The organism is Enterobacter sp. JMULE2 (assembly GCF_013337145.1).
In the GTDB taxonomy this organism is placed as follows: Bacteria; Pseudomonadota; Gammaproteobacteria; order Enterobacterales; family Enterobacteriaceae; genus Enterobacter; species Enterobacter mori.
Genome location: NZ_SGWD01000018.1, coordinates 110,906 through 135,290, shown reverse-complemented (window position 1 = coordinate 135,290; position 24,385 = coordinate 110,906). Strand labels below are relative to the sequence as shown.

The 24,385-nt window shown below is 51.8% G+C and carries 20 protein-coding genes and 1 pseudogene; 9 read left to right on the top strand and 12 right to left on the bottom strand.

What is annotated here, in order from left to right:
• Positions 1 to 104: 104 nt before the first annotated feature.
• The 6 genes from EXW94_RS25275 to tssB are packed head-to-tail and all read right to left on the bottom strand — an operon-like array spanning position 105 to position 6,411.
• On the bottom strand, positions 105 to 596 hold the full coding sequence (locus EXW94_RS25275; protein ID WP_021241774.1) for an Hcp family type VI secretion system effector: 492 nt from the start codon (positions 594 to 596) through the stop codon (positions 105 to 107).
• Between the two features lie 2 nt (positions 597 to 598).
• Positions 599 to 2,278, bottom strand: coding sequence for an OmpA family protein (locus EXW94_RS25270; protein WP_174341356.1), 1,680 nt, complete (start codon positions 2,276 to 2,278; stop codon positions 599 to 601).
• Positions 2,278 to 2,967, bottom strand: a complete 690-nt coding sequence (tssL, locus tag EXW94_RS25265) for a type VI secretion system protein TssL, short form (RefSeq protein ID WP_174341355.1) — start codon at positions 2,965 to 2,967, stop codon at positions 2,278 to 2,280. Before tssL ends, EXW94_RS25270 begins: the two co-directional genes overlap by 1 nt.
• The gene (gene tssK / locus EXW94_RS25260) at positions 2,964 to 4,313 is read right to left on the bottom strand and encodes a type VI secretion system baseplate subunit TssK (RefSeq protein WP_174341354.1); all 1,350 of its coding nucleotides are present in this window, start codon (positions 4,311 to 4,313) and stop codon (positions 2,964 to 2,966) included. Before tssK ends, tssL begins: the two co-directional genes overlap by 4 nt.
• A 13-nt stretch (positions 4,314 to 4,326) precedes the next feature.
• The gene (gene tssC, locus EXW94_RS25255) at positions 4,327 to 5,877 is read right to left on the bottom strand and encodes a type VI secretion system contractile sheath large subunit (protein WP_174341353.1); all 1,551 of its coding nucleotides are present in this window, start codon (positions 5,875 to 5,877) and stop codon (positions 4,327 to 4,329) included.
• A gap of 36 nt (positions 5,878 to 5,913) precedes the next feature.
• The gene (gene tssB / locus EXW94_RS25250; protein ID WP_174341352.1) at positions 5,914 to 6,411 is read right to left on the bottom strand and encodes a type VI secretion system contractile sheath small subunit; all 498 of its coding nucleotides are present in this window, start codon (positions 6,409 to 6,411) and stop codon (positions 5,914 to 5,916) included.
• A 266-nt stretch (positions 6,412 to 6,677) separates the two neighbouring features.
• Between tssB and EXW94_RS25245 the strand changes: the two genes are divergently transcribed.
• The 5 genes and pseudogenes from EXW94_RS25245 (at position 6,678) to EXW94_RS25230 (ending at position 14,534) form a co-directional block, all read left to right on the top strand.
• On the top strand, positions 6,678 to 8,705 hold the full coding sequence (locus EXW94_RS25245; protein WP_174341351.1) for a class I SAM-dependent DNA methyltransferase: 2,028 nt from the start codon (positions 6,678 to 6,680) through the stop codon (positions 8,703 to 8,705).
• Positions 8,702 to 9,397: pseudogene (locus EXW94_RS28620) on the top strand (restriction endonuclease subunit S); the annotation flags it as partial. The gene EXW94_RS25245 and the pseudogene EXW94_RS28620, both read left to right, overlap by 4 nt.
• Positions 9,383 to 10,003 carry a restriction endonuclease subunit S gene (locus EXW94_RS28615; protein ID WP_375336654.1) on the top strand — a complete coding sequence of 207 codons (621 nt, stop codon included), beginning with the start codon at positions 9,383 to 9,385 and terminating at the stop codon, positions 10,001 to 10,003. The pseudogene EXW94_RS28620 and the gene EXW94_RS28615, both read left to right, overlap by 15 nt.
• Complete coding sequence (locus EXW94_RS25235) at positions 10,004 to 13,261, top strand: type I restriction endonuclease subunit R (protein ID WP_174341349.1); 3,258 nt, start codon at positions 10,004 to 10,006, stop codon at positions 13,259 to 13,261.
• Between the two features lie 4 nt (positions 13,262 to 13,265).
• Entirely contained in the window at positions 13,266 to 14,534 is a 1,269-nt protein-coding gene (locus tag EXW94_RS25230) for an ISL3-like element ISKpn25 family transposase (protein ID WP_174341348.1), read from the top strand.
• Positions 14,535 to 15,424: 890 nt separating this feature from the next.
• Here EXW94_RS25230 and EXW94_RS25225 read toward each other — a convergent pair.
• The 4 genes from EXW94_RS25225 to EXW94_RS25210 all read right to left on the bottom strand — a co-directional run bounded on the left by EXW94_RS25225 (position 15,425) and on the right by EXW94_RS25210 (position 17,646).
• Positions 15,425 to 15,769 (bottom strand): hypothetical protein, encoded by a 345-nt coding sequence (locus EXW94_RS25225; protein WP_174341347.1) that lies wholly within the window; start codon positions 15,767 to 15,769, stop codon positions 15,425 to 15,427.
• Between the two features lie 47 nt (positions 15,770 to 15,816).
• Positions 15,817 to 16,140 (bottom strand): hypothetical protein, encoded by a 324-nt coding sequence (locus EXW94_RS28105; RefSeq protein WP_217436575.1) that lies wholly within the window; start codon positions 16,138 to 16,140, stop codon positions 15,817 to 15,819.
• Between the two features lie 40 nt (positions 16,141 to 16,180).
• Entirely contained in the window at positions 16,181 to 16,993 is an 813-nt protein-coding gene (locus EXW94_RS25215) for a hypothetical protein (protein WP_174341346.1), read from the bottom strand.
• Positions 16,994 to 17,121: 128 nt separating this feature from the next.
• Positions 17,122 to 17,646: a thermonuclease family protein gene (locus EXW94_RS25210; RefSeq protein ID WP_174341569.1), complete on the bottom strand. Its 525-nt coding sequence runs from the start codon at positions 17,644 to 17,646 to the stop codon at positions 17,122 to 17,124.
• Between the two features lie 282 nt (positions 17,647 to 17,928).
• On the opposite strand from EXW94_RS25210, the gene dcm reads away from it, so the two are divergent.
• The 4 genes from dcm to EXW94_RS25190 are packed head-to-tail and all read left to right on the top strand — an operon-like array spanning position 17,929 to position 21,330.
• Complete coding sequence (gene dcm / locus EXW94_RS25205) at positions 17,929 to 19,347, top strand: DNA (cytosine-5-)-methyltransferase (RefSeq protein ID WP_174341345.1); 1,419 nt, start codon at positions 17,929 to 17,931, stop codon at positions 19,345 to 19,347.
• 12 nt (positions 19,348 to 19,359) lie between these two features.
• Positions 19,360 to 19,536 (top strand): hypothetical protein, encoded by a 177-nt coding sequence (locus tag EXW94_RS25200; protein WP_174341344.1) that lies wholly within the window; start codon positions 19,360 to 19,362, stop codon positions 19,534 to 19,536.
• Between the two features lie 27 nt (positions 19,537 to 19,563).
• Positions 19,564 to 20,853, top strand: coding sequence for a DUF1173 family protein (locus EXW94_RS25195; protein WP_174341343.1), 1,290 nt, complete (start codon positions 19,564 to 19,566; stop codon positions 20,851 to 20,853).
• Positions 20,854 to 20,895: 42 nt separating this feature from the next.
• Positions 20,896 to 21,330: a hypothetical protein gene (locus EXW94_RS25190; RefSeq protein ID WP_174341342.1), complete on the top strand. Its 435-nt coding sequence runs from the start codon at positions 20,896 to 20,898 to the stop codon at positions 21,328 to 21,330.
• Here the strand turns inward: EXW94_RS25190 and EXW94_RS25185 are convergent.
• Both EXW94_RS25185 and EXW94_RS25180 read right to left on the bottom strand, forming a co-directional pair.
• Positions 21,327 to 22,535 (bottom strand): hypothetical protein, encoded by a 1,209-nt coding sequence (locus EXW94_RS25185; RefSeq protein WP_174341341.1) that lies wholly within the window; start codon positions 22,533 to 22,535, stop codon positions 21,327 to 21,329. The two genes, EXW94_RS25190 and EXW94_RS25185, sit on opposite strands and share 4 nt — an antisense overlap.
• Positions 22,532 to 23,335: a DUF4942 domain-containing protein gene (locus tag EXW94_RS25180; protein WP_174341340.1), complete on the bottom strand. Its 804-nt coding sequence runs from the start codon at positions 23,333 to 23,335 to the stop codon at positions 22,532 to 22,534. Before EXW94_RS25180 ends, EXW94_RS25185 begins: the two co-directional genes overlap by 4 nt.
• Positions 23,336 to 24,385: the final 1,050 nt, after the last annotated feature.

Sequence of the window (24,385 nt, the reverse complement as noted above, 5' to 3'; positions counted from 1 at the left end):
TCATGCCGATAAATTGTGAGACTGCTCTGCAAAGCGTCCGTCTGGCAGGCGCTGTGCGGAGCAAAACAAAAATGGCGGACAGAGGGGATCTGTCCGCCAGGGTCTTACGCGGTGGTGCGTTCGTTCCAGGAATCGGAATGAATGATGTTGCCGTCTTTGTAGGTCCAGGTGATCTTTTCGTAACGCAGCTCGATCTGCTCAAGGTGGTTATGCTTCTCGAAGGAGGCATCCTTGATGTCGTGCATTTTCGGTGCGACTTTCACCAGCTTGACGTTTTCCAGTTTGGTGTTGAAATATTCAACTTCCTGACCGGCGTCGTTGATTTTGTACCACTTAAACTCAGCAGATTTCAGGGTCTGGCCAGTGGTCACTGCTTTGTACAGATACGGGCTGGAAGAGTCGATTTCTTTGGTAAACAGGAACGGCGTGTGAATACGGGTTCCGGTCAGCTTGCCAGTGTTGTTATCAGTCGGGATGTACAGGTTATGTTCCTGAGCAACAACTTCGATGCTTCCTTCGCGATCTTTCACATCTACAGAACCCTTGATGTCAGCGCCGCCATCGTCTTTCAGCCACAGATAAACTGGGATTGCCATGTTTACTTCTCCATTTCTTGAGTTGAAACGTCACGTACATCCTGTGACGTATGTTTTGCGCCTGGCAGACGACAGGCGTCGGCCTGCGGTACCAGACTGATCTCGACACGCCGGTTATGCGCACGGCCATCAGGCGTGTCGTTTGATGCAATCGGTCGGCTGTCACCGTAACCCTGCACGGCAAAACAACTTTCCGGTACGTCTCCGGTATCACGCATCCAGTTACGAACGGCCTCTGCTCTTTGCAAAGACAGAGTCTGATTTAACTGAACGCTGCCGGTATTGTCTGTGTGGCCGCTGACCACGATAAGCCAGCCTGGTCTGGCTTTGATTCCGACCAGCGAGTTGACCAGCATTTTGGTGGAGCCCTGTTTCAACACGGACTTACCGGAATCAAACAGCGACATGCTGTCGAGACGAACAATTTTCGGTACTGGTTTTGGTTTAGGTGCTGGTGGAGGCGTCCAGGTATCGATAGCCTGTTGCAAGGCCAGCCACAGTCGTTGGCCCGGGTAATAGCCCAGGCTGTAACGCAAAGGCTCACCCTGGCGCTGCCAGCGTTCAAGCAGGAGCGCATCCTGCTTCAGGGCGGCCAGTGATTCTGCCTTAGGGCGATAGTGGTTCATTGGGATTGCATTCCAGCGCTGTAAATCGGCACTCACTTGACGGATCAGGTCACGGTTATTGAGTGCAGAAATACCCAATGCGGTCAGGGCACACAGCCACATCAGCAGGATCAGGCGACGGGTACGGTGCCCCCCCTGCACAGTCGATGCAAAAGGAGCCAGCAGCGGCAGAACCGCATCCGGAAACAGACTTGCCGGGGCTGTCTGCCCTGGTTTCCGGGAAAACTGCAAACAGGTGCGGGAATATAGCCAGTCGGACCAGACTGACTGTGCTTCGGGAAGGACGGTACCGAGGCGCATTACCACGGAAAATGCTCGTTCAGGGGGCGTTAACCGATCTGGCTTCTCAAGCTCATCAGTCAGGGTTTTACGGATAAATGAAAATGCCTGACTGATCGCGGGAAGCGCCGTAATATTGTCATCAGTCTGCTGCCAGTCGATGAATGCCTGCGGCGAATCATTTGCCGGACACGCAATCGGCTTGTCACCCCGAACAATTATCCACGGTGTCTCAGGTCCGGAGAATTCGGCACTCACCACCACCGGCAGTGTAAAACCCGTCAGGGATTTTATCTGTTTACTCTGCTGGCGGAGCGTCTTCAGTGTGGAGCGCAGAACCGCTTCATCCTGATGATGGTCTGGCAGGCAGCGGTACATCACCGAAAGCTGACCGACCTGGCGTGGGAACTGCGTCTGTATGCTGCGGACAACATCTGTTAACCGGCTGACGTCATCGGCCCGGAGCCACCAGCCCTGAGCTGTTTTACGCAGAGGACCTTCCTGAAACAGCGCATCCAGCCTGTCACCACACACCAGTACAACGGGGCCCTGGGTGTCGAGTAGTGGCAGATCAGCAGCTGAAACGGTGGTGTCGGATACCGGCTGCTCCCGGCGGCAGTTCTTAAAAACAGTCCAGCCTGCCAGCAGGAGGATCAGCACCGTGGTCAGGCCTTTAAACACGTTTCCTGTTGGGATGAAATACCAGAGCAACCACAGCAATGTGGCAACAGCTGCTAAGGTGTGCAGGGCAACCGGAATAATGACTGATCTACGCATTAGCCATGCAGCTCCGGTATTTGTGCTGACAACAGTGCCTGAAGCCACAGATGACCACCCCACCAGATAACGCCGGTCAGGATGATGGCAAGCGTTATCCAGAACCAGACTGAACGCATCAGACTCCAGCGATGTTTCCCCATCCGGTGAACAATCAGAGACAGGCCTGCATCAGGCGGAGAGACTCGCTCAGAAAGGGCTTTGACGACTTCATCCCGCTGTGACTGACTGACCGCCTTCAGGCCATATAACCCCTGAAAACCCAGTGCAATAACCCGGTGATAGCACGTCAAAACGGCCGGGTTCGGTGAGGGCTGACGCAGAACTTCTGCAATGCGATCCCATAACGCCTCACCTGCCCGAAGTGATCCGAAAAATCGGGCCTGAAGCGGGGCTTTACGCCATGCAACCTGGCCCTCATCAATTTTCGGCTCTTCTCCTTCCTCGCACTTTTCAGGCTTACGGCTCATTACCGCCTCGTCCAGCAAAGCACATTGTGCATAGGAAATATGTCCGACGCTGGCCTCGTCGTAACCGGCACGCTCCAGCGCTTCCCGCACACTTTCAACCTGTTTAACGCACTTGTCGTAAAGCGCACTGCCATTGAGCGTGACGGCGCCTTTCTTCAGCATGGTGACGGTGAGCCAGGTATCCGTCATCAGCTGGTCGATATCGATATCCTGTCTCATGAGCGCAATACCGCAAACAGTTCAAGTTCCAGTGCGCCAAGCATCTCAGGCACGTAGAACATACACACTCCCTGCTCCTGCATTTCATGCGCAGCGGGGCTTTCCATATCAAGCGCGAAGTACTGATTTTCCATACGTACAGGCAACGCGGCCGGAACTCTGCTGACAGGGATCAGAGGGATACCCTTGAGTGCAACACCATAGATCTCATTGACGTCATCAGGCGAACCTGCCTGACAAAGAGCCGGGAATTTATCGGCAACCTGCCAGGCCGGGATATCAGAGCGAACAGAGAGATAGAGGTCGGCTTCTTCACGCAGACGAATATCGTGAAGGTTTGCTTTCCAGGTCTGCCCGTCCGGACGAGACATTTCCAGTGCGATGACACGGGACGGCAAACTTGCTTCCAGCAAACCCGTGATCAAGTCAAACAACGGTGGAAACGCATTGGCAGGTTCCTCGTGGTCATATCCCGGTATGGCGTCAAGATCATGGTCCAGGGAAAAGGTCAGCATGCTTCCGGCCAGACGTGCGAGCTCAGCCCACACTTGTTCAGGCGGACGGGAGGGAAAACGTTCGTATTCCGTCAGCACCCTGGCGTGGGAATTCAGCGCATTCAGCAACCAGAAAAGGGAAACATCGGCGACGGCAAAATCGGCAAGTCTTTCGTTGCTCTCACGGCGCATTGTCATCAGACGCTGGCGTCGGGAGCGTAGCTGGCGATTGAGCAGCACCAGACGTTCGCGAAGAACCGGACTTGCCGCAAATGATGCAACAGGAGGAATGAAAGACGGATCCAGTCGCCATGCGTTATGTCCATCCCGGATCAGTCTTGCGACAGGGCAAACTTTCCACGAGTCATTACTTTCATGGGCAAACCGGATGGTGAAATTGAACCGGGCAACTGCCATGGATTCTTCTTCAGATCCGAAAGCATCCTGTAATGTTACCCATTCCTCGCGATAGCGAAGCGGTCGATCCGGCGAGACACCTTCCTGCTCAACGTTGATCACACCCGGCTGCATGTGAGGGAGTGCGATAACTACAGTTACCGCATCAAGACCTGCCAGATGACTGGCATCTAACTCACGTGGTGCCGGAGGCAAATCACTCCTTTGTGCATCAATCAGCGAACCATCTTCCAGCCAGAGGCGTAACTGCGTAATCTGGATCAGACCCGATGAAAGAAGACTGTCATTAAATTCAATCTTTTCCACACCCCAGGGAAATGCTGATGCCAGTGCTGTTGCACCGGCGCTGCGAAAAGATTCCCATTCTGCCTGCTGCTGGAACTGCTGAGGGGACAGCAAAGCCCCCTCGTTCCACAGTGGACGATAAATTTTCATCCCTGCGACCGCCTTATGCTTTTGCTTTAGGCATCTGAGATACCAGCGACAGATTGACGTCCATACCCTCGACCTGGAAATGAGGGACTGCAAAGAGTTTCACGCGGAAGAAGCCTGGGTTATCCTCAATATCTTCGACGATGACTTTTGCATCGCGAAGAGGGTGAGAGGCCTGGAGGTCATCGCCCGGATCGGTCATTTCAGTGACCAGCCCTTTGACCCAATTGTTCAGCTCCAGCTCCAGCAGGCGTCGGTCTTTAGTCGTACCGATATTTTCACGCTGAATAAGCTTCAGGTAATGTGCAATACGCGATAGCAGGAAGATGTAAGGCAAACGAGCGTTAATACGGCTGTTAGCCGTCGCGTCCGCAGTGTCGTATAATGCAGGCTTCTGGGTGGAGTTGGCACTGAAGAAACAGGAATAATCCCTGTTTTTATAATAGCTTAGCGGTATGAATCCCAGGTTAGAGAATTCAAACTCACGGGTTTCAGGTATCATTACCTCTGACGGGATTTTTACCTGATTGCCGGTACCGAGATCGTACAGATGGATTGGCAGGTCCTGGACCGCGCCGCCAGCCTGAGGCCCACGAATTTGTACGCACCAGCCGTTATTGATAAAGCTTTTCACCATATTGGCGGCAAAGGCAAATGACGCATTGGTCCACAAATACTTCTCGTGGTCAGGGCCCTTTACTTCTTCGACGTAGTTGAAGCTACGCACCGGTACGGTATCCGGGCCATAAGGTAAGCGGCCCAGTACACGCGGCATCGTCAGACCGATGTAGCGGGAGTCCTCTGAATCACGGAACGCTTTCCATTTAATATATTCAGCCCGATCAAAATAGTTCCCGATGTCTTTGATGGCGGCAACCTCTTCCATGCTGGATTTATGGAAGAATTTCGGTCCCACTGAACCAATAAACGGCATATGCGCAGCTGCTGAGACTTTTGATATATTACGCAGCAACGCGACATCCTGAGGGGATGAATCAAATTCATAAGACGAGATTATTGCAGCAATTGGCTCTCCGCCAGGTTGATCGTATTCCATAGAATATGTATGGTGATAAAGACCGCTCTGGATAATCTCCGGGGCATCCTCAAAATCCTGGCGCAAATCGTCTTTAGAGACATCAAGCACTTCAATTTTCACATTCTGGCGAAAATCTGTGCGGTCAACGGTGTGCTTCAGTCCCCGCCAGAGTGATTCTACGCGTTGAAATTCGGGATGATGCATGACCTCGTCGAGCTGGCGGCTGATTTGATAATCAAGCTCCGCGATATGCGTATCCAGCAATGATTTATCCAGCTTCTCAACTTTCTGGCCAGACTTCGTAATGACCTGCATGAAAACCTGAATTGCCGCAGTGACGCGCTCATCGGCAGAGGCATCTGCCATTGCGCTGTTATCCTGAAATTCAGTGATATCACTCAGCTTTGTCACCGGCGTGAGGTTGATCTTTTCAAACAACGAAGCATAAACGCTGTCAGAAGACTCAGTTTTAAGTACAGTCGCATTCCCCTGCACTGATTGTGTTTCAGTATTTACAGACATCAGCATTCTCTCTGTTAATCCATTAATGTAAGAACCCTGTGCTTACTCCGCAGGGGCAAGGGCGTTCAGTTCTGCTCTTAATTCTTCACTCAGGGCGGGGTCTTTTAGAATGGACTCAAGCGATTTACGGAATTCTGTGTTATCAAGCAGATTTGATTTTAAATCACGAAGCAGATTTCTCATTGCCATCAGGGCGCGTAATTGTGGGATCTGTTTCGCTACCGCTTCAGGTTCAAAGTCTCTCATCTCAGAGAAACTGAGGTGAATATTTTCTTCAGAACCGTCACCTATTAGCGTGTTGCGAACTGGGTAGCTGACTTCAGGTTTTAACTCAGACAATACATTATCGAAGTTCAGTTTATTTACATTGACAGGTTCACGCTCTGAAAGCGGGCGGGATTCTTTCCCATTAGAAAATGAGCCCAAAGCTAAAAGTTTCAAAGGTAGCTCTACTTTCTTCTGAGCAGATCCGGTGTGCAGGTCCAGGCGGATGTTAACGCGAGCCTTCGGTATCTCGCTTTGAAAAGTCGATTCAGCCATTTCATTCCCTTAATGCTTAACAGTTGTGACAGATCCCATGGAGTTTCTTTACAAAAGGATGATAGAGCAAAACGCTCACAGAGATCAAATTGACAGATCAAAATATTCCATTGGAAAATTCCTAAGAATTTTCGGCTATTTGCATTCTGAGGTAGGATCGCAAATTTAGCCAAGAATTGAAATCCATTCCCTTTTGTGCAAAATCTGGTTGACATTCGCAGATTGACTACAGTACCGTTCTGTGCAAAAGGTGGTTGGAGTCCAGAATGAACGAATTTAAGGGATCGGCAGCTTCACAGGCTGACTTTATTTGGAAGAACGCGGAAGACCTGTGGGGGGACTTCAAGCATACGGACTTTGGCAAGATCATTTTGCCGTTTACCTTGCTGCGCCGCCTGGAGTGTGCGCTGGAGCCGACCCGCGAGGCGGTGAGAGAAGCGCATGACGCTTTCAAGGATGCCGATGTTGAGCTGGATACCATTCTGCGCTCAACCGCTGAATACCCCTTCTACAACACCTCTGAATACTCCCTCGGCACCTTGGGTAGCACCAAGACGCGCCGCAATCTGGAAGACTACATCGCCCTGTTTTCGGATAACGCCCGCGCTATCTTCGAGGAGTTTGAGTTTGGCAATACGGTGATCCGGCTGGAGAAAGCGGGCTTGCTGTACAAGATTTGCCAGAACTTCGCCAAGATCGACCTGCACCCGGACGTGGTTCCGGATCGGGTGATGAGTAACATCTACGAACACCTGATTCGCCGCTTTGGTGCCGAGGTCAATGAAGGGGCCGAGGACTTCATGACGCCGCGTGACATCGTTCACCTAGCGACCGCATTGCTGCTTGACCCGGATGATGCCCTGTTTGAGGCCAGCCCCGGTTTGATTCGTACTTTGTATGACCCGACCTGTGGCACGGGTGGCTTCCTCACCGATGCCATGAACCATGTGGGCGACTACGGTAACCGCGACAAGATCCCGCCAGTGCTGGTGCCGCACGGGCAGGAGTTGGAGCCGGAAACCCATGCGGTTTGTGTGGCCGGTATGCTGATTCGCCGTTTGGAGTCCGACCCTGGCCGAGATCTGTCGAAGAACATTCGTCAGGGCAGCACGCTGTCCAACGACCAGTTTGCCGGTGAGCGTTTCCACTACTGCCTGTCCAATCCGCCTTTTGGCAAGAAATGGGAGAAGGACAAAACCGCCGTCGAAGCGGAACACAAAAAAGGCGAGCTGGGCCGGTTTGGGCCGGGCCTGCCGAAAATTAGCGATGGCTCCATGCTGTTTTTGATGCACCTGGCGAGCAAGCTAGAACTGCCGATCAACGGCGGTGGCCGCGCCGCTATCGTGCTGTCGGGTTCGCCACTGTTTAACGGCGGTGCCGCGTCTGGCGAATCGGAAATCCGCCGTTGGTTGCTGGAAGACGACCTGATTGAAGCCATTGTAGCTCTGCCAACGGATCTGTTCTTCCGCACCAATATCGCCACCTACCTGTGGATTCTGTCCAACAAGAAGCCGCAGGAGCGCAAAGGCAAGGTGCAGTTGATCAACGCCACCGACCTGTGGACTTCAATCCGAAACGAGGGCAACAAGCGCCGTATTGTCAGCGATGAGCAGCGCCGCCAGATTCTGGACATCTACGCCGCAGGCGAAACCGGTGCGCTTTCCCGGATGCTGGACTACCGTACCTTTGGCTACCGCCGCATCAAGGTCCTGCGCCCGCTGCGCATGACCCTGGAGCTGGATAAGGTGGGCATGGAGCGGCTGGAAGCCGAAGCTGCCTGGGAAAAGCTCTCTGACGCGCATCAGACATTCTGGCGCGAAGCCCTCAAGCCGCTAATCGGGCAAACGCAGCCCTATAGCTGGGCAGAAACCTTTGTTAGGAATTCGATCAAGTCCGACGAAGCCAAGCAGCTCAAGGTCAAATCCAACAAGACATTGATCACCGCGCTGATCAACGCCTTTGGTCACAAAGACCCGAAAGCCGAGCCAGTCACGGATTCCAACGGCGAGCTGGTGCCAGACACAGATTTAACTGATTACGAGAACGTCCCCTATCTGGAGGACATCGACGACTACTTTGCCCGCGAAGTGCTTCCTCATGTGCCGGATGCCTGGCTGGATGAGAGCTTTACCGATGCCAGGGATGGTCAATTGGGCCGCGTTGGCTACGAGATCAACTTCAACCGCTTCTTCTACCAGTACCAGCCGCCGCGCAAGCTGCATGATATTGATGAAGACCTGAAGCAGGTAGAAGCCGAGATTGCCGCGCTACTGGCGGAGGTGGCCAGCGAATGAGCCAGTACAGAGCATATCCCGCGTATAAGGATTCCGGTATTGAGTGGATTGGGCAGGTGCCTGAGCATTGGAAGGTGGCGAGAGTCAAGCGACTGGCGTCATTGCGCAATGAACGACGAAATGATGTATCTACTGATACCATTTATATCGGACTTGAGGATGTAGAAGCAGGATCAGGGCAGTACAAGCCAACGAATGGAAGCTCTCGTCAATCAGAAGATTCAACTGTAGGCATCTTTTATGAAGGGGATGTCCTGTACGGTAAGCTGCGTCCATATTTGCGAAAAGCCATTATTTCAGAGATGGCAGGGTGCTGCTCAACAGAATTTTTGGTTCTGAGGGCTGAAAAAACAGAACCCAAATGGCTGCAAGAATGGCTTTTAACTCCTGATGTAACGCATCAAATAGAGTCAGGATGCGAGGGAGCCAAAATGCCTCGTGCAGATTGGTGGCATATCGGTTCAATTGAAGTTGTATACCCAGATCAGCCTGAGCAAGCGCAAATACTAACCACCCTCGACCGCGAAACCGCCCGTATTGATGCGCTTATCGAGAAGAAAACCCGCTTTATCGAGCTACTGAAGGAAAAGCGCCAGGCGCTGATTACCCATGCTGTCACAAAGGGACTAGACCCCAACGCCAAGATGAAGGATTCCGGCATTGAGTGGATTGGGCAGGTGCCAGAGGAGTGGTTAAATAGGAAGGTTTTTCATGCTTTCCAAGCCATTGGGAGTGGAACAACGCCACCGTCAAAGGAGCATGAATGGTATCAGGGAGGAACCATTCCGTGGATAACAACAAGTGAGCTTAGAGAAAACACCGTCGTTAAAACAAAGAAGTGTGTTACCTCAGATGCCATGCAGAAATTCTCAGCCTTGAAAATTTTTCCCGCTGGCTCATTAGCTATTGCCATGTATGGTGCAACAATTGGTCGCCTAGGGTTTCTTGGAATCCCAGCAACAACCAACCAAGCTTGCTGTGTGCTGTCTGGTGAACGCGATTTGAATATCCAGTTTTTGTATTACTGGTTGATGGCATTCAGAGCCGATATCGTGGCTTTCTTCTCTGAGGGCGGGGGCCAGCCGAATATCAATCAAGAGGTGATAGCCAGCCTTTGGGTGCCATCCCCAGCCCCTGATGAACAAGCCACCATCGCCGCCACCCTTGACCGCGAAACCGCCCGCATTGATGCTCTGATTAGCAAGGCGGAACAAAGTATCACCCTGCTCAAAGAACGCCGCGCCGCCTTTATCACCGCCGCTGTCACCGGCCAGATTGATTTGCGAGGAAAACAATAAATGCAATCAGCAGCACATCAGGAAAAACACTTCCAGCAATACATCATCGACCGGTTGGTAGAGCAGGGCTGGAAGCTGGGTGATTCCAAGTTCTACGACACCGAGCGGGCGGTGTACCCCGAAGACCTGGAAAGCTGGATCAAAACCAGCGGCCAGCAGGAAAAATGGGACAAGCTGGAACGGCTCAACGGGGCCAAAACCCTTGAAGTGCTGATGGATCGCTTGGATAAAGCACTGGAGAAACAAGGCACCATGCAGGTGTTGCGCCAGGGCTTTTCCATTGCCGGTTGCGGCCTGATCGAGATGACCGAGGCCGCACCGGAAGACAAGCGCAATGCAGCAGTCATTGAGCGCTACCAGGCCAATATCCTGCGCGTGGTGCCGGAGCTGAAGTATCACCCGGCCCGTGAATTTGCCATTGATCTGGTGCTGTTTATCAACGGTCTGCCGGTGGCAACCGTCGAACTGAAGACCGACTTCACCCAGTCCTGCGAAGCGGCCATGGATCAGTACCGCAATGATCGCCTGCCGTATGACGCCAAGACCAAACGCCGGGAGCCATTGCTGACCTTCAAGCGTGGGGCGGTGGTGCATTTCGCCATGTCCGACTCTGAAATCATGATGGCGACCAAGCTGGATGGAGAAAACACCTTTTTCCTGCCGTTCAATAAGGGGCGCAAGGACGAAAGTGGCACGGTACATGCGGGTAACCCGCCAGGTGAGATTAAGGCCGATGGTACCCAGGAATACCCGGTAGCCTACTTCTGGGAGGCGGTCTGCCAGCCGGATGCCTGGCTGCGGATTTTCCATAGCTTTGTCTACGTCGAGAAAAAGGACGTGGTGGATATTCAGGGCAACTGGTCGAAGAAAGAAACCCTGATTTTCCCGCGCTTTCACCAATGGACGGCAGTGAATCAGATGCTGGCCGATGCCCGCGAAAACGGCGCAGGCATGACCTACCTGTGTGACCACAGCGCCGGTTCCGGCAAGACCAGCACCATTTCCTGGACGGCCCATGACTTGGTGAAACTGCGCGAAGATAACGGCGACGCGGTATTTAACAGCGTGATCATTGTCACCGACCGTAATGTGCTGGACGGCCAGCTTCAGGACGCGGTGAAGCAGATTGACCATCAGTTTGGGGTGATCGCCGCCATTGACCGGCAGAAGTCATCCAAGTCCAAGAGCAAGCAGCTCTCGGAGGCCTTGTTGTCTGGCACGCCGATTGTGGTGGTCACGATCCAGACCTTCCCCTACGCGATGGAAGCCATCATCACTGACAAGGCCCTGAAAGGGAAAAACTTTGCTGTGATCATTGATGAGGCGCATAACTCGCAGACAGGCTCTACCGCCGCTAAGCTGCAAGCCGCGCTGGGGATGAGCGGACAAGGCAAGATGTCCACCATGACGGTGGATGAACTGCTGGAGCAACTGCAAAAGTCCCGCGCCCGCCCGGACAATATCAGCTACTTCGCCTTTACCGGCACGCCCAAGCACACCACTTTGATGCTGTTCGGTCGCCCGACAGATCCAAGCCAACCGGCCTCGGACGATAACCCGCCGCAAGCCTTCCACCTGTACACCATGCGCCAGGCCATTGAGGAGAAATTCATTCTCGATGTGTTGAACGGCTATGTGCCCTACAAAACGGCCTTCAACCTTTCCAAGCAGCTTGAAGACAGCAAGCGGGTAAGCGGCAAGGCCGCCAAACGCGCCCTGGCACAGTGGATGTCATTGCACCCCACCAATGTGACCCAGAAGGTACAGTTTATCGTTGAGCACTTTACCAAGAACGTCGCCCACCGGCTGGATGGCAAGGCCAAGGCGATGGTCGTGACCAGCTCCCGTGCCGCTGCCATTCGCTACAAGAACGCGTTTGACCGCTATATCGAGCAGCACAGCGAGTACGGCTTTATTCATTCACTGGTGGCCTTCTCCGGCAAGATGACCGGTAAGCAGGTGATGCACCAGGATGACAGCGAGTTCAAGGATGATGTGTTTATCGTCGATGAGAACGAGGAGTTCACCGAGCAGAGCATGAACCCGGATGTCCACGGGCAGGATTTGCGCTTTGCCTTTGACCGCCCGGAATACCGGGTGATGTTGGTGGCCGACAAGTTCCAGACCGGCTTTGACCAACCCAAACTGGTCGCCATGTATGTGGACAAGAAAATCGCCAACCATGTGGAGATTGTGCAGACCTTCGCCCGCCTGAACCGGACGGCACCTGGGAAAGATGAGGTCTTTATCATCGACTTCGTGAACGATCCGGAGAACGTGCGCAAGGCCTTTGCCACCTATGACAAGGGCGCTCACATCGGCGAAGTGCAAGACCTCAATGTGGTCTACGAGATCAAGGAGCGACTGGACGAGCACGGCCTGTACGACGAGAAGGACTTGGCCGCGTTCAAAGAAGCCCGCTTCAAGACCATACGCGACATCACCCATACTAAATCGCCACAGCACAAGGCGCTGTATGCCGCTACGGCTGGAGCGACGGCCTTGTATAACGACAAGATGAAAATGCTGCGCGATGGCATGGCAACCTGGGAAGCAGCGTTTGAGAAGGCCCGCGCCAAGGGTGATGAGGCGGGCATGAAGTCTGCCGATCACCACCAGGATGAGTATGCCGAGCAAATCAAGGCGCTGATGGGCTTCAAGTCGGACCTGGGGCGCTTCTGCCGTACCTATTCCTATATCGCCCAACTGATTGATTTTGGCGACCCGGAGTTGGAGAACTTTGCCGCTTTCGCCAAGCTGCTGCAAAAGCGCCTTCAGCACGAAGCACCGGAAACCGTGGACTTGACAGGCCTGGTGCTTACTGGCTTTGACATCAATGCTCGACCCGATGACGTAGAAGACGAAGGCAAAACCCCGGTATTGCAACCAGCAGGTGCAGGCGGTGGTGGCGCGGCAGGCGACAAGCCGAAATTCGTCAAAGAGATTATCGAGAGGCTCAACAGCCTGTTTGGTGAGGCGACGCCGATCCAGGATCAGGTGGCTTTCGTTAATCAGATTTCAGCGATTACCGGTGAAAGCGATGTCGTCATGGCTCAGGTGGAAAGCAACACCCGTGAGCAGGCTATGAAAGGCAACCTCCCCGGTGCTGTGCAGCAAGCGGTTGTTCGTGCTTTGTCCAGTCATCAGAAGCTGGCAACCCAGGTGCTCAAGTCTGACCGTCAGGGCATGACCGCATTGGTTGATATGGTGTATGACCTGCTGCGCGAAGGCAAAGACATCGACCTGGATATGGATTAAGCCGATGCTTGACCTGCTGAATCTGCCAGGCATCAAGCCGGTCGATATGCGCCACGAAAGCAAGTGCCTTGTGATAGTTGCTGAGCCGGTAACGGTCGAGGTGCCGTTATGTGGGGACTGCAACACCCCTATGCACAGACACGGTACGCGCAAAAACAAGTTCATGGACACGCCGTTGTACATGGAGCCCGTCCGCCTTGAAGTTCAGCGCCCGCGCTTTCGCTGTGAGTCGTGCGGAAAAATGTCCATGCCGGAGTTGAGTTTTCTGGATGACAAACGCCGAGCCACCAAACGGCTGGTCGATGTTATTCGGCAACAGTGCCTGGGAACCACCTTCCATGCTTTAGCCGAGCAAACCGGTGTGGCGGTGAACACCGTCAAGAACATCGCTCACGATCTCATTGAGGAACTCTCCCAAACCGTTCGTTACGAAACCCCGGTCATCATGGGTATCGACGAAGTGAACCTGGCCGGCGGGTATCGCTGTGTAATCACCAATCTGGCAACCAACAACGTCTTTGATATGTTGGAGCATCGTACTCAAGAGCATTTGAAGCCCTTCTTCAAGGATTTGCCGGATGCTGACAAGGTTGAATGGGTCTGTACGGATATGTGGCGCCCCTTCAAGCGTTCCTTTGCTCAGTATCTGCCCAACGCCAAACTGGTGATCGACAAGTTCCATGTCGTCAAGATGGCCTCTGAAGCCCTAGAAGCGGAGCGCAAGAACTATCAGGCACAGTTAAGCAAAGAAGATCGGATTTACGTCAAAAAGTCCATTCGCTGGCTAACCCTGAAGCGGCCCGGCAACCTGACGCCCGCGGAGCAAAAGGCGCTGGAGGTTGTAAAGCAGGCGATCCCAGAACTTGCCGTGGCCTATGACTTCAAGGAAGCCTTCTTCTGCATCTACGACGAACCCGACAAGCAGAGCGCTCAGAACGCCTTTATGGCTTGGGAGAACAGCCTGCCGCCTTATGGCATGGAGCCTTTCAAAAAACTGGTGAAAACGGTACACAACCATTACGACGACATCTTTGCCTACTGGGATGCGCCGTTCTCAATCACCAATGGGTATACCGAAGGGCTCAACGGCTTGATCAAGATGTCCAACCGGTTAGGTCGGGGTTACAGCTATGACATCATCCGTGCAAAGACGTTGTACTCCAAAGAAGCCCGCAAGGTCGGCAGTGGTATTCGAGCAGGACGAGGCAAGGTCGAGTATGGGCCGCACATTCCGACATTGTTGAAGCAGGCAGAAGGTGGAGAGTTGGATTAACGCGAGAGAGGGCGCGTCTGAGAATCCAACCAATGTTAGATTTTCGCAGGGTGGTGAAAAACAGAAAAATCCAACCAGAAGCTGCTTTTTGTCCGACTAAGAATCAAGGGTTAGAATGGATGAATTCCAACCCTAGAATGCAAATAGCCGAATTTTCTTCTAAATGTTAACGGAAGAGAGCGCCGTAGATTGCGCATTTAAACCCCAAACAACCTGATTTCTACAGTTCTGCCAGAGGTTTTAACTGCCAGTAAACAAACGGGTAGTTAAACGTTGCTTAAATGAAAATAAATTGATCTAAGTCATGGTTAGTTGAGCGTATAGATACGACGGGGTTCGTAGGAGAGTTGAATTTTTTCGGGTTTACATTTTAATAAAAAATACCGATGAAAATTCCTAAAAAAATGGCTGCTAATTAACGATTTAATGTGCAACAAAATGATTCAATTCATTCGCGCAATGAATGTTATTGATTCTTTTCAATCGCAGATATGGAATTGATAGGCAGGATTTCACACTATAAGTCGATAGGGCTGATCTGGAGCTTGTTTCGAATGTTCAGTTGATTAATTCTTTAAAGCTTGAAGACTTTTTTATCGCACACCTGCTGATAACAGCTGCTCTAAAGCTGAAGCAACCATAGTAATTATGGATTGAGCAGAAATCCTATGAGATATCCACTTCGGTCCAAACGACTTGTTTACCCAGAAATCTTGTCAGAGCACCCTTTGCAAATTTTACCTCAGAGTAAAAACGTGGGAAAAATCCATCAAAAGTTTGTGTGCCGTTACGCCTATAAGCAGGTTCAACCGTAAGGCAATACTCAGTGCCATCATGCGTAATGAAGAAGGTGTAGCCGTCCTCGGTGGTTGATTTTAGACGTTTAGCGGTCATTTTGTGATTATAAACCCGTCCATGTGAGAGCCTTGAAAATCGGAGATTTCATCTAGTCCCAGTAGTTCAGCATCCGTAAATTCCCGACCAAGTGCGCAGGCTACAGGTTGCCAGTGCATCCGTAGATTGGGTAACAACTGCAAGCGCCGTTGGTAATGGGCTTCGCATTCTCGGGCAGCTTCAGATCCCGCAATACGTTCCACCCAGTGGCTGTCGCGAAATGGGTAGTCATCAATCCCTGAGCGGGCAAAGCGACAATACCAGTTACCGTCCGCTAAACGGAAATAAAGATTACCAAAACGGCGGCATTGATAAATCGCGTGAATGAAATGCGATGCCATTTTCAGTTAGTGCCCTTTTGTGGGATGGCGAAGAGAAAACATGCCTGTTAGATGTCATACATGTCGCCTGTTTTCCAGCCAGTCTCCGCTATGGCTTCATCACTATTTCGAGGTCCGGTGATCCACAGCCGGTCCCGGGATGCCCTGGATACGAATGCCCATGGCTCATCAGGATCAAGAATTACAGTTTCTTCACTGAGCTCCGCATTTTCTGGCTCAGCGCGTATAACTCTTTTTGAATCAAAAATCCAGGCTTCAGCCTCTTCATGCTTTCGCAACAGGAAACGGTATAGGTGGCAACCTCCCCCGTCATTTATGGCGTACAGCCTGAATCCATCCCCAAACTCAACAGTGACGATATTATGTGACATAGTTCTCCTTGGAACCAGGTAGCGCTCTGGCATATACGAGTCAGTTCGAGCTGGCGGTAACTTCCGGCGCAATGGCCAGGTTGTCTTCCGACTGGACAGGCTTATTGTATTTTGCATAAGACCGTACCGCATTAATACAGGCTAAGCGAATGGATTCAAAAGAACGGTAGCCAGGAGGAACAGCATTCCCCGTGTTATCTAGCAAAAGTGTGCTTCCCAGGGAGCGAACCAGCTGAAATTCGTGCGTCGATTTTTCTGCTGTTACCTGAAGGATAAAGATAGTTTCGCCGAGCTGGCTGTTTTCAATGCCGGTTACGGCTGCACTGACCGTATTCCCTCCTGTGGCCATCATATCGCATGCAAACCATTCAGACGCTGGCGTACGCCACTTAGACGTGTTGCCAATCTTATCTGGCCACTTAATCCATTCTGCGGCTGCATTAGTCGACATCAGTAGGGTATTAAGCAAAGTAAGTGGATTGTCATGTTCCCCGGTTGCCCAGCATTCTTTGAAGTAGGGTATGAAGATCTCCGGATTGATCACGGCTATGTAATCGAAGAGTACTTTATTCACCTGCCCCGCTCTGTCTGGCATGAAGAACACACCCATACGCGATCCCTTCGGGCTTTTCCAGATGGCTCCGGCTGGTTCGTAGGCAGTGTTTATATATGAATTCACAGCAAGGCCTAAAGGGGCCACCACGAGCGCCGGTACCACTTTCCGCTGTCCATCCATCACAGGACGCACGAAGACCCGCTGACCTGCGGATATACACTGGATAATGGCTTTGGTGATGATGACAGTCGGAGAAGGAATGCATGCCTGGCCATTGCTCGTAATATGTGGAAGCATAGCCCCTGTTTCTGACCTCACGACAGACCTCAGGCATGTAGGGCATACCAGCGTCTGCATCCCGTTGACAGAGCTGACAAGCAGGCCTCCCTCTGTCTGGTAGAACCGCTCAAACGGCGAGACGCTTTTCACCAGCTTGCCCTCGGTGTTTTCTTCTCCTGCTTATCACTTTTCTTGTTGATCTGCCGCCACTCCCAGGGAGGGACCGGAGATTTTTCAGACCACAAACCCAGAGATGCATTTTTGGCCCCGGTTTCAAACTTGATATAAGCAGGCACGATAGCTTCATCCTGAAACCTGTAGACCCACGCGAGGCCACTGTCGACCATCGACGCATTGATGTCGTATCCATCCAGCCAGATAGTGCCGAGCTCACGTCCGTATACGTCGAGGCCATGCTCCACAACCTTCACGGTTTTACCGGCTACGGCACTGCTGAGTGCCTGCTTTGCCTTCTGGCCCCACGGCTGTTTGCTTTCAGGGGCATCGATGCCATAGAGGCGTACACGGATATTGGAGTTCTGATTGTCCAGAATCTGTAGGGTATCGCCGTCAATGACTTTGACGACCTTGCCCTCAAACGACTCTACTGCCGCGAAAGCCGCGACAGGGATGGTCCCCAGTAGGCATATAAAAAGTAACTTTGGAAACATTTTCACAGTCGACCATCCTTCTGTTGAGTGAGCGGACCGGAAACGGCTATCGGCGTGATGGCAATTATATCAACTTGATTAGGGTTCCCGAGGTGGCTATGGACCCCAGATTTATCCCTAAAAATCATGGTGTAGATAAACCAGACAGATTGAGCGCTAATAAGTAGCTAATCCGCTCACTGCTCATCAGGAAATACAGCTAAATTAGCGGGCTATCGTGAAATCCCGACCAATTCTGCCGTGTTAGCCTTTTGCTCATCTTGAATAGCAGGTGCAAATATCATGGTTGAGAATGCATTAACAAACTCGGCGCACGAGCAGGTCTCGGATGCGGCCCGATATTATGAATTACTCCACAAACTCGCCGTTATTTATGATCTGAATAAGCTGGCCGACGTACTGAATACAGTCACCGGGAGCGGATGGACACGAGACCGCGTCAAAAAGTGTCTTTCGGCCGCACCCGATAGCGTTGTCGTATCGCCTGATGAGTCTACTCTGCTCTCCTCCCTGCTCCCGAAACGCCCAGCCTGGTATTCCCGGCCAAAATTTCGGTTTATCGACCTTTTTGCCGGTATTGGGGGTATCCGCAGCGGCTTTGAGGCGATTGGCGGAAAATGTATGCTCACCAGTGAGTGGAATGCATTTTCCGCAAGGACCTACCGGGCCAACTGGTACTGCGATGAGCAGGAACACGTCTTCAACGCTGACATCCGGGAACTGACGCTGAGCGACCAGGATGACATCAGTGAAGACCAGGCATACGCCCATATCGACAGCCATATTCCCGACCATGATGTTCTGCTGGCTGGATTCCCTTGCCAGCCCTTCAGCATCGCCGGAGTCAGCAAAAAGAACTCACTGGGGCGCAAGCACGGATTTGAGGATTCGACGCAGGGAACCCTCTTCTTTGATGTCTGCCGTGTGCTCAGGGCCAAGCTACCCGGCGTGTTCGTCCTGGAAAACGTCAAAAATCTGAAAAGCCACGATAAGGGCAATACCTTCCGGGTGATTATGCAGACACTGGATGAACTTGGGTATGACGTGGCGGACGCCGGGGTGACAGGAGTAGCTGATCCCAAAATCATTGATGGACAGCATTTTCTGCCTCAGCACCGCGAGCGCATCGTCCTGGTAGGCTTTCGCCGCGATCTGGGCCTGAGTGAGGGTTTCAGCCTGAAGAACATCCATAGCGAGTTCCCGACGGATCGGCCTGCGTTTCATACGCTGCTGGATGAGTCCGTGGATGACAAATACATCCTGAGCGAAAAGCTCTGGGAGTACCTGTATCGTTACGCCGAAAAGCATAAAGCCAAAGGAAATGGCTTCGGGTATGGGTTGGTGAATCCGTCGGATAAAAACGCTATATCCCGCACCATCTCTGCAAGGTACCACAAAGATGGCGCTGAAGCGTTGGTTGATAGAGGCTGGGATAGCATAATCGGCAGCAAAAACTTCCGCGACCCGGATAATATGAGACGACGTCCGCGTCGGTTAACCCCCCGGGAATGCGCCCGCCTGATGGGATTTGAACAGCCGGGAAAAGTAACTTTTCGGATACCCGTATCGGAAACGCAGGCTTATCGCCAGTTCGGTAACTCCGTTATCGTTCCGGTATTTGCTGCCGTGGCCAGAATGTTGGAGACCCGGATAGTCCGGGCCGCTGAGATACGCGAAGCAGCCTTAAAGCGTGTTGCCTGAAAGGGGAAGAAGATGGCTTACCTGACATATTATGATTCGGCTGAAGGCGAGAGCATTTCCAGAGATGAGGTGATTCGGCTCTTCAGGCAACACGGTATACCGGAAAGCGAATGGGCAGAATTCTTTGAGGAGTTCGGGCAAAATACCTTATATGACGGACAGGCCGTATTAAGGTGGTTGGGCTATTAGTCGCGAAGCGTAAATAAGGAGGCACCAGTGAGCCAGAAACATGCAGTGTTGATTGACGACGGTAAGGGAGATAAACCGAAACGGTACACGCCGGAATTCCAGACGAGCGATGAATTTGCCCGAAGCTGGAAATCGGTGCTGGAGAAGTCGCATCACCGAAACGGCCCAAACATCACCGTTACCTGCTGTTGTCGCGGGGCGGGGAAAAAATCACTATCAGTCCGCCATATCTCCGGCTCTGACAGCTATTATCTTGCCCGCTTTCCCTCCTCCGGTCCTGACCACGATCCCCTGTGTGAATATTTTGGACTCGATGATAAATCCACCGGTCTTAAAGGTTATGAATCGGGGGTTATCCGGGATACTAAAGACGGCATGCTGGCTATCAAACTCGACATTGGACTGACCGAAAAAGATCCTCCTGTGCAGTCTGATTGCCCACCGCCGCCAGCCATTCAACGCCCTGCAAACGGGCAAAGCACCATGTCGTTGCTGGGATTGCTGAGTCTTCTCTGGTCCGAGGCTCGACTGAATTTCTGGTACCCCGGTATGGCCGGTAAGCGGGATTTCTCGTTGGTTCGCTATAGGCTGAACGATGCCAGTACCCATATTCGCAGCGGGCGCACCGCTATTTCAGATCGGCTCTTTATCGGGACCGACCCAAATTCAAAAGCCGCAGAACAGCAAAATGCGAGGCTGTCTGCTCCTGACGGTCAGGACAAGCGCCTGCTTCTGCTTTCGCTCCTCCCCCGATATGATGAAGCCAAACACGAAGCCGAACTGAAGTTTCTGCCCTACCGCTATTTTGGCGGACTGCCATTAACCTTTTTCTCTTCAACGGGCCAATGGCAAAGCGTTAAAAAGCGTTTTCCGGCAGAATATGCGGCCTGGCGAAAGGGCGGAAAAATTGTGGTATTCGTGGTAACGTCCCCACCGACACAGACGAAGAGAGGAGTCTCTGTCCGTGCGCAGCAAATCGCTTTAATGATGGTCAGTGACAACTGGATACCACTGGACTCATCTTACGAAGCGACGGTTGCAAGTAAACTGGATGCGGAGCAACGGAGCTACGTCAAACCTCTACACTATGATGCCAGTCTCAGTGAGGTGTTCCCGGATTTCTGCCTGTTGGACACGCGGGCTAAAGATCCGTTTCCGATGGAGGTATTTGGTATGACCTCACCGGCCTATCTGGCGAGAAAAGCACTTAAAACCGACTATTACAATCGTAACTTCGGGCCGTATGGCTGGTGGTTCTGGGATGCGACGGTAGCGGGACCCGATGATGAGTTGCCGCCCTTTCCTGCCCGGAAATAACATCCGGTACTGTGTGCCACTGCCTTAATCATGAGCATAGTGATGAACATTAACGAGCCTGAAACGATTGCGGGTGTTTCCGCTGAGCTGTCCGCCATGGCCAGTCGATTGCGTGAAATATTTATGCAAATTCTAATAGCGACTACACCGGGCGGGCAGACTGCCGGGACCTGTGCCTATGCGGTGCTCTTACTGAAAACCATGATCGAACAATACACCGACTACAACGCGTTACCACGCGGTGGTGACGGTCTTGCTGACGGAGGGTATTTTGATAGCGCAGGGAAAGGTCACGGACATTACTGGCTTGAGGTTCGGACCTGTGCTGGAAACTTCATTCTTGATATCACGGCCGATCAGTTTGGGGAAGCGCCGGTACTCGTTGCTGATGCAGATACATGCAGCAATTACGTTCCCGGCAACCAGGCTCTGGTCGAATCCCATCTGGCGGAAATAGCGATGAGCTTGCCGGTTTAAGGCGTATCTTTCTTCTTGCTGCCCGCTTTGACACCCTTTACCGGCTTAACAGTGCGTGTTGCTGCGGCACCGGAAAGCATGGCTACGGTCTCTTTCAGACTGGCCGAAATAGCCTTCTCTGCGGTCAACAGCGAGTTGGTTGTTAACAACTCTTCTTTCAGTGTCTGCATGCCCTCGACAAGATCCTTATTAATATCGGATTTTTCACTCAACTGACCCGACAGGGTTTCGTTCTGAACAAGGGCTTCCCTGTAATTGTCTTTCAGCGTGTCGAGCTCAGAAGTTGCCGTTTCATATTGCTCACCAAGGTCACGCAGCTGGCTTTCGGCTTGTGCCTGACTTTTGAGGGCTGAATCGAGCTCCCGTGCATGTTCCGTTTTCAGTGTGACCATCGCTGTGGCCGCAGCCTCTAACTTGTCGTTTAACTCAGCTACCGCTGAATTCAGGGTATCCCGTTCACTGCGAAGACTGCTAATCTCACCCTGCTGGGTGCGGGATTCGCTGACCAGTTGTTTGAGGTAGTCCTGCTGAGTGGCCAGTTCCTGTCGACGTTCTTTCAGCTGACTGGTCAGGCTGTCATTCGACAGCTTTAGCCGGTCTGCTTCGGACTGTGTTTTATTCCTCTGTTGCTCAAGTTCGAGATTCTCATCCCGTGACTGCTCATATTTTAAAGTGGTGTCACTCAGCGACAGTGTGCATCTTTCCAGTTCCTCAGTCAGCTGTCGGTTGATGTTTTTCAGGTGACCGATCTCTTCTTCATTCGTACGGTGTCGCGTTTCGTGGTTTCCAATGTCTGTCTGCAACGCCTGGATGTGGGAGGCCAGCTCTTTCACTTTATCACTCTGAATTTCCTCATAGCTCATTCGGTAATACCAGGTTATCAGTGACATCAGGTCGTCTACCGCCGTAGTGATCCCTTTAGGTATCGCCAGCTGGCGGGCTTCTTCAGGGACCGTCTCAACGTATTCAATATATTTCAGGAACATTTCCTGAGCCCGTTTGAACGAACCGCCGACGGCATCTCTCAGCCAATGAACCCTAAAGAACTGGTCCAGGTTCTCGGGCGAAATATTTTTCTCTTCACAAAGGCGCTCGATAGCACTGAAGTAGGTAAGCATGCCAGTGGCGGTGTTCCGGGGCTGCTTTGCTTTGTTACCTTCGGCGTCACGCTCCTGGGGAAGAGACTGATCTAATTCTGAGGTCATGCGATTTCTCCGGCCGGGAGTTGACCGGCAAAGTAGAGGCTGATGAGATCGTTAAGGGCATTCAGCAATGATGGGGAATCAATGTGAATATGCACGTTGCCGTTCTGAAACAGCTTGCAGCGCCAGCCATGAGAGTTAACCAGCGTACCGGCAGTTTCTTGTGTTCTCAGAGCGGTCAGTCTACCGGCCATATCGGTGCCATTGGCTGGCGTACTGACCCCGGTACAGATGCACACGATATTCTCAAAGTCCCGAATATAAACAAGATTGTCAGGATTATACCCGTTATACGTTAACGGATCAGTGTGCTGGAATACACCGCGAAGAACAAACCGCGATGGCATGGTGTTTTTCTGCCGGTTACGGATAAAACCCCGGTCCAGTTCGGTCAACAGGCCAACAAAGCCATCAGCAAGAGTCTGTGGCCGGTTGGCAGCTGCTGCACGCAGAGTTGCACGGATAACCGAAATGGAGGCAATCGGCGGATCGGTACGAAGTGACACGCTAAACGCTGCGCGCTGTTTGTGGTTCCAGCACCGGTCGAGCCCTGTTTCACTAAGCAGCTTATTCCACGTCACCCGGTCCAGCGCTTTGCGGCCGGTCTCGATAGACCCCGGCAGAGACTGCGGCAGGCCAAAAGCGTTTGGCTTCATGATCTCACTGCTAAAGAGACAGACCCCGGCCATTGTTGAGGCTTCTGCAATGAGCTGCATGCCCTCTTCAAATTTCTGCATTGCCGTATCGCGTATTGCTGCCAGCTGCTCGGCTCGCGATTGCATCTTCAGTTGTTGTTCAGCCATCACTTATCACCCTCATATCTTTCTGGCACGGGCTGACTGCCAATTCAGTCCAGCTCCGCCCGGTTCGGCAACCGGCTGCTGCGTGCCGTGCCGTATGACTTTTAGGCGCGGAATTCAGCACCTGCATTCATCGCGTTGAAATTTAAAATCCAGCGTAAATCATCAGGTGATGTTTTTAGATTTCACATAAACGCGCCTTTAGTCACTGCTTTACTATTTACTATTCATCATAATTCTATCACTTCCCGGCTCAGATCTAAGAGACCTGACGGGATTAAATTGAATCATTTGTGAAATTCTTATTTTTCAGTGTGTTATATGTAAATAAATGTCAAGTGATGCGACTTACCTGTAATTAAATCTCATTGTATGCTTTCCGAACGCGAAAAAGTGACATTGTCACGTAAAGGGTGTGCAAATCATGGTTAGGTTTAGTATTTAGTAATTAGTAAGGAAATTACTAAACATGACAAGTGCGTGACATTTTGACACATGCGGTCGTTGTATTCGCTTAAGGGGGGCCGCTTGGAAAACGGACAACATCCTACGTTAAGCTTGCTTCATAAGCAGGCGTGACGGGCTGCTTTGAGCGAGGAGCGGAATTTGGCACTGGACGGCCCCCACGCCCTAAAATGCTAAAGATGGACATCAGTGCTACAGCCAGGAACGGCATGATTGCCCTTAAAGTGGTCAGTTTGGATATCGGAAATTTTTATACGTTAAGCGCATTATTTAACCAGTATTGGTGTGTGAGGGATTGATTTTGCGTCAGCCACTATCGCTTTTGCTTTATCGCATTTAGCTTATCCGATTAAGGAAAATTCACGGAAAACGGCGTATAGCGCGGGAGCACCCCCCTTTGCGAGAGGTAGGCCTGTTCAAAAAACAGGCTTGCCGTACAATAATTCTCTATATCCAAACTGACCCCTTCTTAAACGAGTCGATAAGTTTAAGGGTATTCATTTCGACCGCAATTATTATATTTGGAATGTTTTTAGTCATAAAATTAGGGAAAAATATTAATAGGGAACGTTATTGATAGATATGTTC

Bases quoted from the DNA above. Each gene is read 5' to 3' on its own strand.
- EXW94_RS25190 (WP_174341342.1), top strand. From the start codon at position 20,896: ATGAACATTAACGAGCCTGAAACGATTGCGGGTGTTTCCGCTGAGCTG.
- EXW94_RS25185 (WP_174341341.1), bottom strand. From the start codon at position 22,535: ATGACCTCAGAATTAGATCAGTCTCTTCCCCAGGAGCGTGACGCCGAA.
- tssC (WP_174341353.1), bottom strand. From the start codon at position 5,877: ATGCTGATGTCTGTAAATACTGAAACACAATCAGTGCAGGGGAATGCG.
- EXW94_RS25270 (WP_174341356.1), bottom strand. From the start codon at position 2,278: ATGCGTAGATCAGTCATTATTCCGGTTGCCCTGCACACCTTAGCAGCT.
- EXW94_RS25245 (WP_174341351.1), top strand. From the start codon at position 6,678: ATGAACGAATTTAAGGGATCGGCAGCTTCACAGGCTGACTTTATTTGG.
- EXW94_RS25235 (WP_174341349.1), top strand. From the start codon at position 10,004: ATGCAATCAGCAGCACATCAGGAAAAACACTTCCAGCAATACATCATC.
- EXW94_RS25230 (WP_174341348.1), top strand. From the start codon at position 13,266: ATGCTTGACCTGCTGAATCTGCCAGGCATCAAGCCGGTCGATATGCGC.
- EXW94_RS25225 (WP_174341347.1), bottom strand. From the start codon at position 15,769: ATGGCATCGCATTTCATTCACGCGATTTATCAATGCCGCCGTTTTGGT.
- EXW94_RS25275 (WP_021241774.1), bottom strand. From the start codon at position 596: ATGGCAATCCCAGTTTATCTGTGGCTGAAAGACGATGGCGGCGCTGAC.
- EXW94_RS25210 (WP_174341569.1), bottom strand. From the start codon at position 17,646: ATGTTTCCAAAGTTACTTTTTATATGCCTACTGGGGACCATCCCTGTC.
- EXW94_RS25215 (WP_174341346.1), bottom strand. From the start codon at position 16,993: ATGCTTCCACATATTACGAGCAATGGCCAGGCATGCATTCCTTCTCCG.
- EXW94_RS25180 (WP_174341340.1), bottom strand. From the start codon at position 23,335: ATGGCTGAACAACAACTGAAGATGCAATCGCGAGCCGAGCAGCTGGCA.
- tssL (WP_174341355.1), bottom strand. From the start codon at position 2,967: ATGAGACAGGATATCGATATCGACCAGCTGATGACGGATACCTGGCTC.
- tssK (WP_174341354.1), bottom strand. From the start codon at position 4,313: ATGAAAATTTATCGTCCACTGTGGAACGAGGGGGCTTTGCTGTCCCCT.
- EXW94_RS28105 (WP_217436575.1), bottom strand. From the start codon at position 16,140: ATGTCACATAATATCGTCACTGTTGAGTTTGGGGATGGATTCAGGCTG.
- tssB (WP_174341352.1), bottom strand. From the start codon at position 6,411: ATGGCTGAATCGACTTTTCAAAGCGAGATACCGAAGGCTCGCGTTAAC.
- dcm (WP_174341345.1), top strand. From the start codon at position 17,929: ATGGTTGAGAATGCATTAACAAACTCGGCGCACGAGCAGGTCTCGGAT.
- EXW94_RS25200 (WP_174341344.1), top strand. From the start codon at position 19,360: ATGGCTTACCTGACATATTATGATTCGGCTGAAGGCGAGAGCATTTCC.